The 16881-nt window shown below is 44.3% G+C and carries 18 protein-coding genes; 7 read left to right on the forward strand and 11 right to left on the reverse strand.

What is annotated here, in order from left to right; genetic code table 11:
- Window positions 1-63: 63 nt before the first annotated feature.
- Window positions 64-687: an FKBP-type peptidyl-prolyl cis-trans isomerase gene (locus MMA19_RS24335; protein WP_062462312.1), complete on the reverse strand. Its 624-nt coding sequence runs from the start codon at window positions 685-687 to the stop codon at window positions 64-66.
- A gap of 211 nt (window positions 688-898) precedes the next feature.
- On the opposite strand from MMA19_RS24335, the gene MMA19_RS24340 reads away from it, so the two are divergent.
- Window positions 899-1495 (forward strand): LysM-like peptidoglycan-binding domain-containing protein, encoded by a 597-nt coding sequence (locus tag MMA19_RS24340; protein WP_124940543.1) that lies wholly within the window; start codon window positions 899-901, stop codon window positions 1493-1495.
- 57 nt (window positions 1496-1552) lie between these two features.
- Here the strand turns inward: MMA19_RS24340 and MMA19_RS24345 are convergent, their stop codons facing one another.
- Window positions 1553-2005: a GNAT family N-acetyltransferase gene (locus MMA19_RS24345; RefSeq protein WP_124940544.1), complete on the reverse strand. Its 453-nt coding sequence runs from the start codon at window positions 2003-2005 to the stop codon at window positions 1553-1555.
- A gap of 90 nt (window positions 2006-2095) precedes the next feature.
- Window positions 2096-4057 carry a 2',3'-cyclic-nucleotide 2'-phosphodiesterase gene (cpdB, locus tag MMA19_RS24350; protein ID WP_240207502.1) on the reverse strand — a complete coding sequence of 654 codons (1962 nt, stop codon included), beginning with the start codon at window positions 4055-4057 and terminating at the stop codon, window positions 2096-2098.
- 318 nt (window positions 4058-4375) lie between these two features.
- Between cpdB and cobA the strand changes: the two genes are divergently transcribed.
- The 5 genes from cobA to cysC all read left to right on the forward strand — a co-directional run bounded on the left by cobA (window position 4376) and on the right by cysC (window position 10111).
- The gene (cobA, locus tag MMA19_RS24355) at window positions 4376-5251 is read left to right on the forward strand and encodes a uroporphyrinogen-III C-methyltransferase (RefSeq protein WP_038228864.1); all 876 of its coding nucleotides are present in this window, start codon (window positions 4376-4378) and stop codon (window positions 5249-5251) included.
- A gap of 70 nt (window positions 5252-5321) precedes the next feature.
- Window positions 5322-6230, forward strand: a complete 909-nt coding sequence (gene cysD / locus MMA19_RS24360) for a sulfate adenylyltransferase subunit CysD (protein WP_006073216.1) — start codon at window positions 5322-5324, stop codon at window positions 6228-6230.
- 18 nt (window positions 6231-6248) lie between these two features.
- Window positions 6249-7661: a sulfate adenylyltransferase subunit CysN gene (gene cysN / locus MMA19_RS24365; protein ID WP_240207504.1), complete on the forward strand. Its 1413-nt coding sequence runs from the start codon at window positions 6249-6251 to the stop codon at window positions 7659-7661.
- A 71-nt stretch (window positions 7662-7732) separates the two neighbouring features.
- Complete coding sequence (locus tag MMA19_RS24370; RefSeq protein WP_038228867.1) at window positions 7733-9457, forward strand: SLC13 family permease; 1725 nt, start codon at window positions 7733-7735, stop codon at window positions 9455-9457.
- 21 nt (window positions 9458-9478) lie between these two features.
- Complete coding sequence (cysC, locus tag MMA19_RS24375; protein WP_006073221.1) at window positions 9479-10111, forward strand: adenylyl-sulfate kinase; 633 nt, start codon at window positions 9479-9481, stop codon at window positions 10109-10111.
- Here cysC and MMA19_RS24380 read toward each other — a convergent pair.
- The 7 genes from MMA19_RS24380 to MMA19_RS24410 all read right to left on the reverse strand — a co-directional run bounded on the left by MMA19_RS24380 (window position 10108) and on the right by MMA19_RS24410 (window position 15630).
- Complete coding sequence (locus MMA19_RS24380; RefSeq protein ID WP_240207505.1) at window positions 10108-11010, reverse strand: TIGR03899 family protein; 903 nt, start codon at window positions 11008-11010, stop codon at window positions 10108-10110. The genes cysC and MMA19_RS24380 overlap by 4 nt on opposite strands.
- Before the next feature lie 379 nt (window positions 11011-11389).
- The gene (locus MMA19_RS24385; RefSeq protein ID WP_240207537.1) at window positions 11390-11854 is read right to left on the reverse strand and encodes a DUF3299 domain-containing protein; all 465 of its coding nucleotides are present in this window, start codon (window positions 11852-11854) and stop codon (window positions 11390-11392) included.
- A gap of 58 nt (window positions 11855-11912) precedes the next feature.
- Window positions 11913-13172 carry an ABC transporter permease gene (locus tag MMA19_RS24390; RefSeq protein ID WP_240207507.1) on the reverse strand — a complete coding sequence of 420 codons (1260 nt, stop codon included), beginning with the start codon at window positions 13170-13172 and terminating at the stop codon, window positions 11913-11915.
- Window positions 13169-13858, reverse strand: a complete 690-nt coding sequence (locus MMA19_RS24395; RefSeq protein ID WP_240207509.1) for an ABC transporter ATP-binding protein — start codon at window positions 13856-13858, stop codon at window positions 13169-13171. The genes MMA19_RS24390 and MMA19_RS24395 overlap by 4 nt, the downstream gene beginning before the upstream one ends.
- Before the next feature lie 61 nt (window positions 13859-13919).
- The gene (locus tag MMA19_RS24400; protein WP_240207511.1) at window positions 13920-14585 is read right to left on the reverse strand and encodes a DUF2796 domain-containing protein; all 666 of its coding nucleotides are present in this window, start codon (window positions 14583-14585) and stop codon (window positions 13920-13922) included.
- A 51-nt stretch (window positions 14586-14636) separates the two neighbouring features.
- The gene (locus MMA19_RS24405; protein WP_171390447.1) at window positions 14637-14930 is read right to left on the reverse strand and encodes a DUF2607 family protein; all 294 of its coding nucleotides are present in this window, start codon (window positions 14928-14930) and stop codon (window positions 14637-14639) included.
- A gap of 148 nt (window positions 14931-15078) precedes the next feature.
- Window positions 15079-15630 (reverse strand): YtfJ family protein, encoded by a 552-nt coding sequence (locus MMA19_RS24410; RefSeq protein ID WP_006073234.1) that lies wholly within the window; start codon window positions 15628-15630, stop codon window positions 15079-15081.
- A 279-nt stretch (window positions 15631-15909) separates the two neighbouring features.
- Between MMA19_RS24410 and MMA19_RS24415 the strand changes: the two genes are divergently transcribed.
- Window positions 15910-16110: a DUF1107 family protein gene (locus MMA19_RS24415; protein ID WP_006073236.1), complete on the forward strand. Its 201-nt coding sequence runs from the start codon at window positions 15910-15912 to the stop codon at window positions 16108-16110.
- A gap of 77 nt (window positions 16111-16187) precedes the next feature.
- Here MMA19_RS24415 and msrA read toward each other — a convergent pair whose 3' ends face one another.
- A complete protein-coding gene (gene msrA, locus MMA19_RS24420) occupies window positions 16188-16808 on the reverse strand; it encodes a peptide-methionine (S)-S-oxide reductase MsrA (protein WP_240207513.1) in 621 nt (206 codons plus the stop codon).
- Between the last annotated feature and the right edge of the window lie 73 nt (window positions 16809-16881).

The following is a 16881-nucleotide window of genomic DNA, read 5'->3' on the forward strand; positions in this document are numbered from 1 at the left end:
AAGCATAGCGTAAAAAAAAGCAGCGCTTAATAGCACTGCTTTAGATTCAATTTAAATGTGACATTACGCTAGGATGTCTAGAAGCTCTACTTCAAATACAAGAGCAGCGAATGGAGGGATAGCAGCACCAGCGCCACGCTCACCATATGCTAGGTCTTGAGGGATGTATAGTTTCCACTTAGAACCTACAGGCATTAGTTGAAGTGCTTCAACCCAACCTTTAATTACACCAGTCACAGGGAACTCTGCAGGCTGACCGCGAGATACTGAGCTGTCGAAGACAGTACCGTCTGTTAGTTCACCGTGATAGTGAACACGTACTGTGTTCTCTGCCGTTGGTACTGTACCAGTACCTTCAGTAATTACTTCGTATTGAAGACCAGACTCAAGAACAGTTACTTCTGAACGTAGAGCGTTGTCTTTTAGGAAAGCTTCGCCGTCTGCTGCCGCTGCTTTCGCCGCTTCTTGACGAGCTGATTCTGCACGAGTGTGAAGCTCTTGAAGAGCTGCATTGATTGCGTCGATTTCGATTTCTGGCATGTCACCAGTTAGCGCAGTTGCAATGCCTTTAGCGATTGCGTCTACGTTTAGGCCTTCAAGGCCGCTACCTGCAAGTTGTTGGCCCATTTGTAGACCAATACCATAGCTTGCTTTCTGTTCTACAGTTTCTAATTTCACGTCAGACATGACGGTCTCTCTTGCTATTCGAATGAAGGTGAAAGGATACCAGTTCTAGTGTGAAACCGAAATGCTCTAACCAACTTTTACTAATTAATTCGTTTTCGTTGTTAAAGTTGTGACATTTGACTGCTATAAAAGGTAATTCCTGCGATTTTCCTATACTCTAAACGCAGGTTTTTTTAAACTGAAGCGGTTGTTTATTAGGAGACGGAATGTAATGAATCGTCGTCAAAGAAAGAAGCAAAAAGTTGACCACGTTCAAGTGCTAAAGGACAAATGGCAGGCTCTCGACTTTTCGAGCTTAAAGAAAATAAATAAGCCTGATGTTTCACAATGGACGTCAAAAATTAAGGCGTTCTGGATGAGACTTCCACGTCTTCATCGACGTCTATTAAGCGTTCTAATTCCTCTATTGGTGGTATTACTACTCATCCCAACCAAAAAGAACGAACCCGCTCAAGCGACTCAGGCCAATCAGCGAATCGCTGTAAGTGTTAATACCGAGTCTCTTAGCGAACAACCCTCCAGCGTACAGTCTGAGCAGTTAGTAGAAACCAATTGGCGTGAGTATACCGTCAAAAAAGGTGACACACTGGCGCAGGTGTTTCGTAAAAACCAGTTATCTATGGCCGACCTGAATTCGTTAGCAAGAATAGAAGGAAGCGACAAACCGTTAAGTCGTATTAAGCAAGGTCAGTTGATTCGGTTCAAATTCAGCCCAGAAGGTAATCTAGATATTCTACAAATTGAACGTGGCGATCAGTCCATCATGTTCTTTAGACTATCAGATGGAGGCTTCGGTCGTAGTAAGTGACAACGAAGTAATTAAGAGCAATTCAATAAACAAAGGGGCCTATATTGGCCCCTTTGTTTATTTTAGAAGTTTCATATCTATATGGGGGATATCGTCTTCCATATACTCTTCAGAGCAAGCTTCAAAACCGTGTCGCGAATAATATTTTTGTAGATGAGATTGTGCGCCAATCTTTATGGTTTCATTAGGCCAAAGACGCTGGCACTCCAGCTTGGCTTGAACAATGAGATCATGACCAAGTCCGCCACCTCTATGTGACGCTTTAGTTGCGACTCTACCGATACTCACATAGTCGTAAGTAGTGCCTTTGGGTAATAGTCTTGCACATGCGACAAGAGTGTCGCCATCATAGCCCATTAAATGATGAACTCCGTTAACTTGGTCATGATTATCCAACTCAGGGTAAGGGCAGGTTTGCTCTACGACAAACACGTCGACTCGAAGCTTCAACAGTTCATACAACTCAAGTGTGGTTAGCTGGGTAAAGGTTTTAGTGTTCCAATTAATCATAGTTCTCACTTGTCACTGTTTTTTCTTAGACTAAACGGACAGCAAAAAAAAAGCCACGCATTATGCGTGGCTTAATATCGATTAACTTAATTATTTTTGTAGATCGATTTGGTAAACCGCGAAACCGACATCATCAGTAGCGACTTTCTTCATTGGATATTGACCTTTGTCCTTGATGAACTGTGCCGCTTTATCCGATGGTGATGTTTCAAAACGAACATCTAATGCAACATCCGCTTTGATAGGAGCAAAACGCCAGTTGTTATCTGCGCTTGGTGTGACTTCACCTTTTTCTTGGCTAACTTTAGAGATGTAGTTGGCCACGATAGTACGGTTTTCATCCGGTGAATCAAACGCAATAAAGTCACTGCCTGTACCTGGGAACTTGTTGCTGTATGCACGGTAGTTATTAGTCGCAATGATAAAGGTTTGTTTCATGTCGATTGGTTTACCTTTGTAGGTAAGATCTACGATTCGCTCACTGTTACCATCAAGTAGTTTGCAGTTACCATCATAACGAGCAGGCTTACTGACATCGACCTGGTAGTTTACCCCGTCCATAACATCAAAGTTATAAGTGCGGAAACCATCCCAATCGATAAGCGATTGAGGCTGGCTTGATGTCACATCAATTTGCTTGAATTGGCCAGCAGAGCACTCAAGCCACTCTTTGACTTCTTTACCGGTTACTTTCAGAGCAACTAGTGTATTTGGATAGAGGTAAAGGTCGGCTGCGTTACGGAATGTAAGCTGACCTGACTCGACTTCAGTGAAATTTGCTGGGTCATTTTTACGACCACCGGCTTTAAATGGAGCAGCAGCAGAAAGTACCGGTAAACCATCTAGGTCCGGATCACCTTGAATCATGGTCTCTACATAGTCTTTTTGCGCTAAGTTGACGATTTGAACCGTAGGATCATCCTGCACTAAAGCAAGGAAGCTGTACATCACGTCATTCGCTTTACCAATAGGTTGATTAACGAAGTCGCGTGTTGCATTGTGATCTTCTTTGACTGCGCTAACGATGCCTTTATCAGCGTCAACAAGTGGTTTCTTATTGGTAGCGTCAAAAATAGGGCGTGCTTCTGTTTGCGCTTCCGCGACTTTCCAGCTATCGCCATCTTGTTCTAACACAAGATCCATCACACCGACGTGGCTACCCCAACGGCCAGGCATAACCGCTGCAACACCGTTAATTGTACCTTTTTGGTTATCAACGCCTTGAATATTGTCAAAACCTTTACCAGGGAATACGGCATGAGAGTGACCAAATGCAATGGCATCAATACCGTCTACTTCAGATAAGTAATAGGTCGAGTTTTCTGCGCCAGCTTTGTAAGGGGCACTTGAAACGCCAGAGTGAGGAATCGCAACAATAATGTCTGCGCCTTCCTTTTTCATTTGAGGGACGAGCTTTTCAGCGGTTTCTTTAATGTCTTTGGCGAAAACTTTACCTTCTAAGTTCTTCTTATCCCATACCATGATTTGTGGTGGAACAAAGCCGATATAACCAACTTTAACTTCGTGAGCATTACCATCAGTGTCTTTGAAGGTGTGTGTTTTGATTAAATAAGGCTTGAAGTAGTGTTCGCCCGTTTTCTTATCAAATATGTTAGCGCTGACGTACGGGAAGTTAGCACCTTCCAATGTTGTCGCTAAAAACTCTAGACCGTAGTTAAACTCGTGGTTACCGATGTTACCCACATCGTAGTCTAATTGATTCATCGCTTTATAGACAGGATGTGTTTCACCAGGCTTGATGCCCTTAGACGCCATATAATCGCCCATCGGACTACCTTGAATAAGGTCACCGTTATCAACGAGAACACTGTTCGTTACTTCATTACGCGCTTCTTTTACTAGTGTGGCAGCTCGAGCTAAACCAATCTTCTGAGTTGGCTTATCTTTGTAATAGTCATAGTCCATGACATTGGTGTGAATGTCAGTTGTTTCGATAATTCGGAGCTTAATTTCATCTGCCATTGCTGGGCCCGCCATCGCTAGCATGCCACCAAGAACTGCAATTGAAATAGGTTTCACTGCCACTTTCATCTTCATATCCTTTGTAGGGGTAATTGATTTTAAACTTGCTAAGTGTAGCAATTTGTTGTGTAAGAAAGTTTACGTATACATAAAAAGTGTGATCTTAAGTGCACACTCAAGTGCAATCTGATACACATCTCGCAACTTTTGTTTCAAGCCTAGTTCCATTCGGCAAAATCGGGCGGAAGATGGATCAAAAATTCACATTGTTCTGCGCTAATAAAATCTCCTTAGTGACTTTTGGAATAAAAAATGAAATTTTAGAATTTCAGGTAATATAGAGGAGTGGTCATAATGCCATCATTCGACTAGTGAAGGATTGTTATTATGGATTCGTCTCAACCACTCCCAACGGGCAAGGTAGCCACACCAACTTTGGTGAGCAGTTATCGTAAGCCCAAGTTGCCAAGTTCAATATTACGAGCGGGTGAAGTTGCGCTAATTGGTGCAGGCCCCGGCGATCCTGAGTTACTTACCCTGAAGGCTCTTAATCTACTTCAACAAGCGGATGTCGTGCTTTACGACTACCTGGTTTCTGATGACATCATGGAGTTGGTGCCGGAAAGTACCATTTTGGTTTGTGTAGGTAAGCGTGCTGGTCACCACAGTGTTCCGCAAGAGAAGACCAATCAATTATTGGTAGAGTTTGCGCAAAGTGGACATAAGGTCGCACGTATTAAAGGTGGTGACCCCTTCGTATTTGGTCGTGGCGGCGAAGAGCTGCAGGTACTCGCGGCAGCAGGCATCCAATTTCAAGTTATTCCTGGTATCACGGCAGCGGCAGGTGCTACAGCGTATGCAGGCATCCCGCTTACTCATCGCGACTACGCGCAATCTGCATTGTTTGTTACAGGACATCTAAAGCCTGACGCTGATGATATGGATTGGTCAACCTTAGCTAGGGGGAACCAAACGCTTGTCATCTATATGGGACTGATGAAGTCCGACTACATACAGCAACAACTGCTTGCGCACGGTCGTAGTAACGCCGTTCCAGTCGCAATTATTGAACGTGGGACTCAGCGTTCACAAAAAGTGTTGCGTGGCCAGTTATCGAATTTACCTGAGTTAGCGCAACAGGCTGAATCACCGTCACTTATTGTTGTAGGAGAAGTCGTCTCTCTTGCTGACGAGCTATCGTGGTTTAATCGAGAGCATGATGAGGTTCAGCCAAACCAACGAGTCGCAAGTCAGCGCGCCTAATCACAGTCATTATTGAATCAGTCTTGTGTTGGTCACAGTGTGGCCGACATAGAAAAAGGAAGCACAACACATGGACCAAGAAAGACTCACACACCTAAAACAATTGGAAGCCGAAAGCATCCATATCATCCGAGAAGTGGCTGCCGAATTTGATAATCCAGTCATGATGTACTCCATCGGCAAAGACTCTTCTGTCATGCTGCATTTAGCGCGCAAAGCATTTTATCCCGGAAAAATCCCATTTCCGTTGCTGCATGTTGATACCGATTGGAAATTCAAAGAAATGATCGAATTTCGCGATCGCACTGCAGAGAAATATGGATTTGAGCTTTTGGTTCACAAGAATCCAGAAGGGCTTGCGATGGGGTGCAGTCCATTTGTACACGGATCTTCAAAGCACACCGATATCATGAAAACGCAGGGACTTAAGCAAGCGTTAAATAAATATGGTTTTGATGCAGCGTTTGGTGGTGCAAGACGTGATGAGGAGAAGTCGCGAGCGAAGGAGCGTGTCTACTCTTTCCGTGACAAAAACCATACTTGGGACCCTAAAAACCAACGACCAGAGCTGTGGAAAACCTATAACGGTCAAATCAATAAAGGGGAAAGCATTCGTGTATTCCCGCTGTCTAACTGGACTGAGCTTGATATTTGGCAATACATCTACTTAGAGAATATCGAAATCGTTCCACTTTATCTTGCAGCCCCGCGTCCCGTTGTCGAGCGTGATGGCATGCTGATCATGGTTGATGATGATCGCATGGAGATTGGTTCTGATGAGACTGTGGAACATAAGAGCGTACGCTTTAGAACATTAGGTTGCTATCCATTAACGGGGGCCGTTGAATCGGAAGCAAACACACTGACAGGCATCATAGAAGAAATGTTAGTGGCCACATCGAGTGAGCGACAAGGACGAGCGATCGACCACGATCAGTCAGGATCGATGGAGCTTAAGAAACGTCAAGGCTACTTTTAAGGATCGAAGGAACAGATTATGAATAGCGCAGTAGAAGCACAACTTGCTGAACTAGGTATTGAAGGCTACCTGAATCAGCATCAACACAAATCTTTACTCCGATTCCTGACATGCGGTTCGGTTGATGATGGCAAGAGTACTTTAATTGGCCGTTTACTCCACGACTCTAAGCAAATCTATGAAGATCAATTGGCGGCCGTTCACTCTGATAGTCAACGAGTGGGAACAACGGGTGAGAAGCCTGATTTGGCCTTATTGGTTGATGGTCTGCAAGCAGAGCGCGAACAAGGTATTACCATCGATGTAGCTTACCGCTATTTCTCAACTCAGAAACGAAAATTCATTATTGCCGATACGCCAGGGCACGAACAATACACTCGTAACATGGCGACCGGTGCGTCGACCTGTGATCTTGCAGTTATCTTGATCGATGCCCGAAAAGGAGTATTGGATCAGACGCGTCGTCATTCGTTTATTTCGAGCTTGTTGGGTCTTAAGCACTTTATCGTCGCGGTTAATAAAATGGACCTAGTGGACTTCTCTCAACAGCGTTATGAAGCAATTCGTGATGAATACCTAACGTTTTCGGAAAACTTAGGTAAAGACATCAATATCCAGATGATTCCTATCTCTGCTCTAGAAGGCGATAACGTGGTCGACTTGAGCAGCAACATGAATTGGTATCAAGGAGAGCCACTGCTTGATCTGCTAGAAAAAGTCGATATCGACCAAGAGAAGCAAAACGGAGATTTCCGATTCCCAGTGCAATATGTGAATAGACCTAACCTCGATTTTCGCGGTTTTGCTGGCACCATTGGTTCAGGCGAAATACAGGTTGGCGATGAAATCAAAGCACTACCTTCTGGGAAAACATCACGTGTAGAACGTATTGTGACGTTCGATGGTGATTTGCCTCGCGCATTTGCTGGTCAAGCAGTAACGCTGACTTTAAGTGATGAGATCGATATTAGTCGCGGTGACTTGATTGTAAAACAAGACGCGAAAGTGGTGTCGTCAAATCGTCTGCTTGCTGATGTGGTTTGGATGACTGATGAGCCTTTGGCTGCAGGTAAAAGCTATGACATCAAGATTGCAGGTAAGAAAACTCAGGGCCAGCTAGAAGGTGTTCGTCATCAATATGACATTAATACACTGAAGTCTTTTGATACTGACGCTTTGCCTCTCAACGGTATTGGTTTATGTGAGTGGTCACTTACAGAGTCGGTTGCGGTAGATAGTTATGATGCGGTGCAAGATACCGGTGGTTTTATTGTTATCGACCGACTCACTAATGTCACAGTAGGTGCAGGCTTGGTTCGTGAAGCATTAGCTGAAGAACAACGTTCACCTCAAGAGCGCATGGGGGCATTTGAGAAAGAACTGAAAGCACTCATTATGAAGCACTTCCCTGAGTGGGATGCCAATATCTAACGTCTTAGTTAGTTGGAACCATTGTGACGTGAAATCAATGTAACGTAGCATTAAGCAGTAGGGAGAAGGATATGTGGGAACAAGGAGTAGTGCTAGCACTGTTGATGTCTATCATTGCTTGCTTGATCGCGACCCAGATAAAACCGAGCCTTATCTTTGCTGGTGCTGCGTTTATCGCGTTTATTTCCGGTATGTTAGAGCTTAATGCGATAGCGACCAATTTTACTAATTCGTCGCTATTAACTTTGGTGCTACTGATTCTCTCGTCTGCGGCGTTAGAAAAAACTCGATTGATCAGTTGGGTTAGTCGTTCCATTGCTACAGGCCGTTTAGGCTCTGTAGTGGCAAAGCTTGGGGTTTCTACTGCTTTGCTCTCTTCTTTTACCAACAATACCGCTGTTGTTGTGTCATTAATTGGCGCTATTAAGCGCAACCAGCGTCATGCTCCTTCAAAGCTGCTTATTCCTTTATCTTATGCGGCTATCCTTGGAGGTACACTGACGCTAATTGGTACTTCTACCAACCTTATAATCAATAGCTTCGTCGAAGATGTGGGCTTACCAAGTTTGGACTTTTTCGCACCCACTTGGATAGGACTTAGTGTCTTAGTCGGTGGAGTACTGGTACTGATTCCATTGAGTTATCTTCTGCCTAATTATGATGATGCGAATCAAGATGATTTGCCCTACTTTTTGGAAGCTCGAGTGGAGCCTGGCTCACCACTAGTGGGACGAAGTATCGCAGAGAACAATCTCAGGGCATTACGAAAGTTGTTTTTGGCCGAAGTGGTACGAGATGGTGAAACTCTGGCTTCAGTTGACCCTAACTTTGTCCTTCAAGCTAAGGATCGTCTGCTGTTTTGTGGTGATGTGGAAAGTGTTGCTACTCTTCAAGAAATTCAGGGTTTGACGTTTTTCGGGCAGCACCATCTCAACGGACAGAACCTATTGGAAGTGGTGGTCAGCTCATCGGCGACCTTCTGTAATAACACGCTTAAATCGAGCCATTTTCGTGACCGTTTTGATGCGGTTGTGGTGGCGATTCGGCGTGGTCATGAACGACTGGAAGGTGGTCTCGGCAATATTATCTTACAGGCCGGAGATACATTGGTGTTGGCGCCTGGTAAAGGGTTCGAACAGGCTCGTCGCCAACATCGAAAAGAGTTTGTGCTGGTCAATGACTTAGATTCCAGTGCCAAACTTGATTTTGCTAAATCGAGTTACGTGCTGCTTGGTTTTGTTGCTGTGATTGCGTTAGCACTCACTCACATTCTCCCCATAATTAAGGGGCTAGCACTGTATCTAATTGCGGTTCTGGCCTTTGGCATCGTTAATATCGGCGAGCTAAGGCGTCGCTTTCCGGTCGACATTGTGGTGATTGTTGGCTCGGCGTTGTCTATCGCGCAGTTGATGATATCTACTGGCCTCTCTGAGCGAATGGGAGCGATGTTTATCGAGCTATTCAATGGTTGGGGAGTATTTGGAGCGTTAGTGGCTACTTACTTGGTGACACTTATCCTAACCGAATTGGTGACCAATAATGCAGCCGCGGCATTGGCGTTTCCCATTGGCTACAGTATGGCGGTCGGCTACGGCGTTGATCCCATGCCTTTCATAATGGCTGTGCTGTTTGGTGCGAGCGCGAGTTTTATCTCTCCTTATGGTTATCAGACTAATCTACTGGTTTATAGCGTTGGTAATTACCAACTGAAAGATTACATGAGAATTGGGATACCTATCTCTATTGTCTATTCCGTTTTGGTATTGGCACTTATTCCCTATTTCTTCCCGTTTTAAGTATTTTTACAAGGACTTACTATGTCAAATAGTGCACTGGCAAGCGCCGAAATAAACAAAGATGAAAACGTTATTTGGCATCAGCACCAGGTAACCAAGTCAGAGCGTGCAACCTTAAAAAATCAGCAGCCAGTAGTGTTGTGGTTTACGGGGCTTTCCGGTGCTGGAAAATCAACGGTGGCAGGCGCTCTGGAAACTGAACTTACGCAACGCGGTTATCACACCTATTTGCTAGATGGCGATAATGTGCGACACGGGCTCTGTCGAGACCTAGGCTTTTCTCAGCAAGATAGACGAGAGAACATTCGAAGAGTTGGTGAGCTAACAAAATTGATGGCGGACGCGGGTCTTATCGTGCTCTCAGCCTTTATCTCTCCTCACCGAGAAGAGCGAGCTTTAGTGCGTGAGCTATTACCTCAAGGCGAATTCTTGGAAGTCTTTGTTGATGCGAGCTTGGCGGTTTGTGAAGCGCGGGATCCTAAAGGGTTATACAAGAAAGCACGAGCGGGAGAAATCAAGAATTTCACCGGGATAGATTCTGAATATGAACAACCCATCGAACCCGAAATTCATTTAAATGCCGACGCATATAAAGTTGAGGAACTGGTTGAACAGTGTATTCAGGCACTGACTGAGCGAAGTATCATTCGCTAAACCGTATGATGAAACGAGTTGGCCGTGTCACCCTTCACAATGAACTTTCTATTCAGTAACTCTAGCAGTTTATCGCGGTACTGGTTATTGCTACGGTTTCCAAGCAATTGGCACAACTCGTTACCTGTTGGGGTAAATCGGTAGTAGGTTAACGTGATGCCTTTATGCTTTGGCTGCAACGTCATTTCTTTACCTTGATAACCGAGCTTAAGTGCGGGCTCTTTGGTGATTTCACCAGACTCTAATTCGGTGGCGAGCAGGATGCCGAGCTCAACAAGTAATAACAGGCTGGAATAGGGAAATTGAAATTCACCTAGGCTTAGTTCATCAAGGCTTTCGCGTTTAGAAAAGCTAAATAACCCTGCCTGATGGCGAATACCAAGTAGTAGTTTTCGGCTAGTATCGGTACCAAAACTGCAAGCCAAAGAAGCTGCGCGTTGTAGAGTTTGTGCTTCTTTTGGCGTCATGTCTCTAAGGGTTTTTAGAGCTTTCATTGAAGTTGAACCAGGATTGGTCACCTCCCGTTTTAGCACCTGTGCCCATAGCTTTTGCATTGAGCTGTTGTGAATTTCCTTAGCCATGTCGAAATAACGCACCAGCCAGTCAAAGTTTGGCTCTCCTGCCACTTCATTCTTGCACGATGTCAGCGCGGCTTTCACAATTTGTTCTAAGTTCTTTTGTCGCTGCTCTTTACTCTGCTTTTCGCGCAACATGGCGCGTTCAAATAGGCTTTTACTTGGGGTTTCCTCTGCAATCAATGCGTCCAAACTATGTGCTTGAGCAATAGCACGTATTCTGCTGCCACTGTCCTTCATATGGTGGCTTTTTTTGTGAGCCTGTTCGTTCTGCGTGTTTGGCTCGGTAGTTTGTGATTGCTGATCGACAGGTAATTTGCTCATAAAAACGAATTCAAGATAGGCAGTAAAATTGTACGATTGATCATCAATTTAGCGATATTTTATGGTGCTGACTAGTTCTATTTATGTGAGCTATTTTCCGAATTAACAATAACGGCCATCATATTGTAAAAAATGCTGGGATAAATGATAAATTTTTGTTAAATTTGGGGTGTAACTAAGGAGGGCTTTATGAGTCACTCAGGAGAGAATAGAGTTAAAAAACACGTTTCGGTAGCATTATTGCTATGTGTTTATCTCGGAGTGCTAGCTTATCTATCTACTTTCATCAGCTAAGTAGAAGATTAATTGGCAATATGACAAGCTAGCACTGTTAACGAAATGTTTACTTTTAACGCCTCTACGCTATTCAGCGTGCATTCTAATCATCGTCATAATCTTCAATACGGATTCCATCAATCAGATAGGCAGTTTCAGCGAGCTCAGAATTGATGGTTTCCGTCTTCAATGTTCCTACCACGTAAATAACATCCCACAAACGATGTACAGGTGCACCTTCTTTAAACTTTACATAAATGATTTGGTTTGGTGGCGGTGGTGGTACGTGAATACAGGCGCCAAAGTAAGGAACCAATAGAAATTCAGTCACCATGTCTTCATCGCCTTCAAGTGGAATAACAAAGCCAGGGATCTTGACCATACTGCCATTAAGCTCTTGTCGGACAGAGCCCAATTTTGATTGCTCCATTACACCGCCAGAGTGATCAATGGCAGGCATGCCCATCGCATCAAACTGGTTGCGTTCTTTCTCGGGGATCAAATCGATCCAATCGAGTTTTAATAGATCAGATTCATCCTGTGCTAACGCCATATGTGGCATTAGCATGCTTATCGTTAATAATAGAATGCCAACGAGTTTAGGCAGTATTTTCATGTCAATCTCGCTAAATTCGGATGGTCATGCCATCGCTTAATGATTGTCGGTACGCGCGCAGTGCAGGGAAGAATCCAATGATCATTCCTGCGATTTGAACAAACCCTAGCAACATCCACTCATGAGCAGTAATTGCGGTTAGCGCAATATTGATACCGTAGTTTGCAGTGATGATTGGCGCAGCGACCGCTAGCATGGCATACATGCCACCAATACCGCAAATGATACCGACAGAAGTTAGAACGGTGGCCTCACTGACCAACAAGGTGAACACGTGTCGTGGTCTAGCTCCCATGGCACGTAGTATCGCCATCTCTCTTCGTCTCTCTTGTAAACTAGTCAGTAAGCTTGAGAGCATTCCCATCAAACCTGCGACGACAACAAAAATAGAGACGATAAGCAACGCTTCTTCAGCCACGCTCATCATGCCCCATAATTCATGCAAGGCGACACCTGGAAGAATGGCGCTTAGTGGCTCTTGCTTATAGGTATTAATCTGTCTTTGTAGAGCGAAGGTCTGAATCTTGCTCTTAAGACCTATCAACATGGCCGTGATTTGCTTAGGTTGGAAGTCAATTTGTTCCAGCTGTTCTTTGCTTGGTGTGTTACCCAGATTTGCACCAGATTCCCAACCAACATGTATCGCTTCAATTGCTTCAAGAGAAACATGAACGGTTTTATCGACTGGTGTCCCTGTAGGGGCGAGTATACCGACCACTTTGAAAGGGAGGTTTTCATGACGGCTAAAGCCGACATCGCTGATGCCGTGCGCAATAATGATTTCACTGCCAATATCATAGCCTAGGGATTTGGCAACATCGGAGCCCAGCACGGTTTCAAATAGCCCATTAAACTCATGGCCTGAAGAGAAGCTTAAATGTTGCTTCTGTCCATATTGGTAGTGTTCGAAATAGCTGTGATTAGTTCCCATGACTCGAAAACCTTTGTGTGAGTCTCCAAGAGAAATGGGAATTGCCCAGTCAACAGCGCGATGTTGGCTAAACTCTTCATAGCTTTTCCAATCGATATTATTGGTGGCATTACCAATACGAAAGACAGAGTAGAGCAGCAGGTTCACTTGGCCAGAACGACCACCGACGATGAGGTCTGTACCTGAAATCGTGTTGGCAAAGCTGCTTTTTGCTTGAGTTCGAATACGTTCAACACCCATGAGAAGAATAACCGAAATCGCCACTGTCATAACGGTTAATAAGGCGGTGGTTTTTCGGTTGAGAAGACTTTTCCAAGCTAGTTTCAATGTAATACTCATAATGCTCTCGCTTGGTTGATATCCAGTAAATTTTCGCTTCGCGTAAATAGGGATTCGAGCGTCGGGTCGTGGCTGACAAAGATCAGCGTGGAATGAGCTTGGTTGGCTTGTTCCATAAGTAATTCGATAAAAGCTTCTCGGTTATCGTGATCCAAAGCCGAAGTTGGCTCATCGGCAATAAGAAATTCAGGCTGACCAATTAAGGCACGTGCGGCGGCCACACGTTGTTGCTGACCGATACTGAGCTCAATCACCGGTTTGTTGAGAAGGTGTGAAGGCAGCCTTAAGTGTTCGAGAAGCCGCTTGGCTTCTTGCTCTAAAGGGCCTGCTACCTTGTTTTTTCTGACTTGAGAAAACTGGCAAGGTAAGGTGACGTTATCAATGACGGAGAGATACGGCAGCAGGTTAAACTGTTGGAATATATAACCGATATGATCCGCCCTAAATTTATCTCTAGCACTGGCAGATAAGGATTGTAGTGACTGTCCCAGAGCGACAACATTGCCTGAAGTTGCTGTATTGATACCAGTGAGTAGCCCCAATAAGGTCGATTTCCCGCAGCCACTTGGTCCTTTTAAGAATAGATGTTCACCCTGTTCTATAGTGAGTGAAGGAATATCGAGTGTGGGGGCTTGTTCTGGGTGCCATTTGAAAGTGAGATCGGTGAGTTCGATTACTCTAGCCATAATGTCCTCTTATCCAAGAAGATGCCCTAAGAGAGCAAAGCTACTTCTTAGGGCGAGATGCTTACAGTTTAATGACAGTGTTGCCAGAGGTTAGTTCAGTTGCAGATTGTGCTGTGTCCGTTAACAGGTTAACAGAGACTTTTTCAGTTGCAGGGAAGTAGCTAAACCATTTTGTGTCAATTTGGTTTAACTTACTGAAATCACTACAGGTAAATTGGTATTGCACGTTGAACTCACCATGTCCATCATGGTGGTCGTGGTCGTGGTCGTGGTCGTGGTCGTGGTCGTCATGACCTTTGTGATCATCGTGTTCTTTATGGTCATGATCGTGGTGGTCGTCATGACCTTTATGATCATCATGATCTTTATGGTTGTGATGGTCATCGTGGTCATCATGGCCTTGATGAGACTCAAGCGTGTTATCAATATCCGCATCCACGAGCTGGCATCCAGCAGCCTTTGGTAGGATCAGTAGGTTATTTACGTCGTTGAGTGTCGCTTTGGCTTTGGTAAGCGCCGCTTTTTCTGCGTCAGTTTTCGGGGCATGCTCGAAGCCGACTACATCCGCGCCAGGAGCCGTAATTTCCACCAAAAGGTCTTGTCCATCTTGAGCAATATTGAACTCGACATGGCCGTGAACATGGGCATCGTGTTGTCGGAAGTTTTCTTCTGCCACCGCAAATTGGGAGACTACGAGTCCAGCTAATAGAGTCATCTTGAGTTTCATTGGGATTCCTTAAATTTTAGTCTGTGATAACAATAGATGATTTTAGTGAATCTAGGTAAGCAAAGGCGGTGAGCGTGCACTGATGCACTCCGGCTTTGAATGGCAGACACTATTATCTATATTGATCAATCTTGAATGAGAAACAACCACTGACGCTGCATGGAAAAGACTGACGGGAAGTGAATGGGTGCCTTTGGTAAATAAAGGGCAATGATGTTCCTGGTGGTCGATGTGAGAATCGTAGCTGTGCTCGATGGATAGGGCATTGAGAGCAAGCAGCAGCAAGCTTAAGCACAATGCAGCTCTTAGCTTAGAACCTGTTTTCATCGGTTGAATCAGCGACATGCGACTTGTTCTCGTTTAATTTTGATTTGTTATGTTATAACAAATCAAAATATTTACCAACGTAAACAATGGTCCGCTTTGGGTTTCTAACAGGAAAAAAACAATGGGAGCGACTTTGCTCCCATTATGATTTCAACATAGCGAGAGGTTATAGGTTATCGCTGATCATCGTCAGCACTTCTTGAACCTCACTATCTGTTAAAGCGCCTTCTTTAACATACAGAATCTTGCCTTGCTTATCTTGAACGATAATTGCTGAATTATCTTCTTTGAGTTGCCACGCGTTGGCGACTAGGCCGTGTTTATCGAGCACCATGGATGACCATGGGAATTCTTGCTTGCTGTCTTCAGCTGAAGATTTGACAAAGGAGCTTGTGCCCCACATCGCATCATCTTGGTTGATAATTGTCGTGGTTTGGTAGCTGTCTTCTGGAAATTTTGCATCCGTAATGGCTTTCATTAGTGGGGCGTTCATCTCTTTTGAGCTACTACGGCCAGCGATGGCTTGAATAACTCGTACTTTGCCAAGCATATCGTTACTGCTCCACGCTTGGTAAGTAATTGCATCATTGTTGAGAATAAGCTCACCATGATCCTTCACAGATATTGAGCGTGCGTTGCCACCAACTTGTAAATTCGTGGCCATAGCAAGAGTGGGTAAACACAGCATAGCTATTGTTAGGAGAGGCTTTAGTTTCATTGTAATTGTTTCCATTACTTTGTGTTGAGCGGCATACCATAGGTTAACCTAGGAATTACCACAATGTTATTGGTGCGATTTGACCAAGAGATGTCCTTTACTTGATAAAATCATACCAAGCATAACAGTAATTTATAGTTTGTTGCAAAGATGTTAATTTATCTTTTGTGAACGAATAAATATGCTGTATACTTGTCCCGAGCGCAAAAAATATTGCGACAACACTCGCATAAAGCGAGAACATGATGGTTGTACTCAAACGGATATTGAGGTTAGGTTATGCTGCGAAAGTTTACGGTTTATCGTCCGAGACAAATTGCTAAATTTGTTAAAACGCTTTTTAAGGGACAGTTTTTTATTGCGGGTATCGGGGTGTTTCGGTTCGATAACGGCAAAGTGTTACTACCAGAGGTCGGTGACAAACAAAAACTCGATGCATTTAAAGAGATTAACATCGAGATTGCTGCGCTCGCGATGTAGAACAGATATATCAATAGAATTTTTTAGAAACGCTCTTGGTGTGAAACCAAGAGCGTTTTTTGTTGTGCGCCGTCTGGTTATTGAGGAGGAAAACAGACGCCTGTACCACCAATTCCACAATACCCATTAGGGTTCTTAGCGAGATATTGCTGGTGGTATACCTCAGCAAGGTAGTAGTGATTGAGTAAGGCAATTTCTGTTGTTATGGAAGTATCACCAAGTGCCTGTTGGTATTGTTGCTGAGTCTGTTGCGCCGTCAAAAGCTGTTGCTCATCATTAACGTAAATAGCAGAGCGGTACTGAGTACCAATATCGTTCCCTTGACGCATTCCTTGAGTTGGATCGTGTTTCTCCCAAAAGACTTTGAGTATGTCTGTCAAAGAGGTTACCCGACTGTCGAATACAACACGCACCACTTCAGTATGCCCTGTATTTCCAGAACAAACCTCTTCATAGGTCGGATTTGGAGTGTAGCCACCCGCATAGCCGACGGATGTCGAGACAACACCGTCTAACTGCCAAAACACACGCTCGGCTCCCCAAAAGCAACCAAGGCCGATAACGACAGACTGTTGATGCTCTTGAAGTGAGGCATTGAGGTCAGATTGATTGATGAAGTGTGGCTCCATTTTTGCGATGGCATGGCCACGCCCCGGTAGAGCTTGGTCTGCTGATATCATTTCCGTTTTACGCATCATAGGCTCCTTTTTGGACTATTATTGGGTGTACGAAGTTTCTGAAAACCATCAATAAAATAACGCTAATCTGTCA

The sequence above is a fragment of the Vibrio sp. CyArs1 genome (genome assembly GCF_022432925.1).
Taxonomy (GTDB): Bacteria; Pseudomonadota; Gammaproteobacteria; order Enterobacterales; family Vibrionaceae; genus Vibrio; species Vibrio mediterranei.

Coding starts and splice junctions, on each gene's coding strand:
- cpdB (WP_240207502.1), bottom strand. CDS start 4,057: ATGAAAGTGGCAGTGAAACCTATTTCAATTGCAGTTCTTGGTGGCATG.
- MMA19_RS24385 (WP_240207537.1), bottom strand. CDS start 11,854: ATGCTAATGCCACATATGGCGTTAGCACAGGATGAATCTGATCTATTA.
- msrA (WP_240207513.1), bottom strand. CDS start 16,808: ATGATGCGTAAAACGGAAATGATATCAGCAGACCAAGCTCTACCGGGG.
- cobA (WP_038228864.1), top strand. CDS start 4,376: ATGGATTCGTCTCAACCACTCCCAACGGGCAAGGTAGCCACACCAACT.
- MMA19_RS24335 (WP_062462312.1), bottom strand. CDS start 687: ATGTCTGACGTGAAATTAGAAACTGTAGAACAGAAAGCAAGCTATGGT.
- MMA19_RS24345 (WP_124940544.1), bottom strand. CDS start 2,005: ATGATTAATTGGAACACTAAAACCTTTACCCAGCTAACCACACTTGAG.
- cysC (WP_006073221.1), top strand. CDS start 9,479: ATGTCAAATAGTGCACTGGCAAGCGCCGAAATAAACAAAGATGAAAAC.
- MMA19_RS24390 (WP_240207507.1), bottom strand. CDS start 13,172: ATGAGTATTACATTGAAACTAGCTTGGAAAAGTCTTCTCAACCGAAAA.
- MMA19_RS24410 (WP_006073234.1), bottom strand. CDS start 15,630: ATGAAACTAAAGCCTCTCCTAACAATAGCTATGCTGTGTTTACCCACT.
- MMA19_RS24405 (WP_171390447.1), bottom strand. CDS start 14,930: ATGTCGCTGATTCAACCGATGAAAACAGGTTCTAAGCTAAGAGCTGCA.
- MMA19_RS24370 (WP_038228867.1), top strand. CDS start 7,733: ATGTGGGAACAAGGAGTAGTGCTAGCACTGTTGATGTCTATCATTGCT.
- cysN (WP_240207504.1), top strand. CDS start 6,249: ATGAATAGCGCAGTAGAAGCACAACTTGCTGAACTAGGTATTGAAGGC.
- MMA19_RS24415 (WP_006073236.1), top strand. CDS start 15,910: ATGCTGCGAAAGTTTACGGTTTATCGTCCGAGACAAATTGCTAAATTT.
- MMA19_RS24380 (WP_240207505.1), bottom strand. CDS start 11,010: ATGAGCAAATTACCTGTCGATCAGCAATCACAAACTACCGAGCCAAAC.
- cysD (WP_006073216.1), top strand. CDS start 5,322: ATGGACCAAGAAAGACTCACACACCTAAAACAATTGGAAGCCGAAAGC.
- MMA19_RS24340 (WP_124940543.1), top strand. CDS start 899: ATGAATCGTCGTCAAAGAAAGAAGCAAAAAGTTGACCACGTTCAAGTG.
- MMA19_RS24395 (WP_240207509.1), bottom strand. CDS start 13,858: ATGGCTAGAGTAATCGAACTCACCGATCTCACTTTCAAATGGCACCCA.
- MMA19_RS24400 (WP_240207511.1), bottom strand. CDS start 14,585: ATGAAACTCAAGATGACTCTATTAGCTGGACTCGTAGTCTCCCAATTT.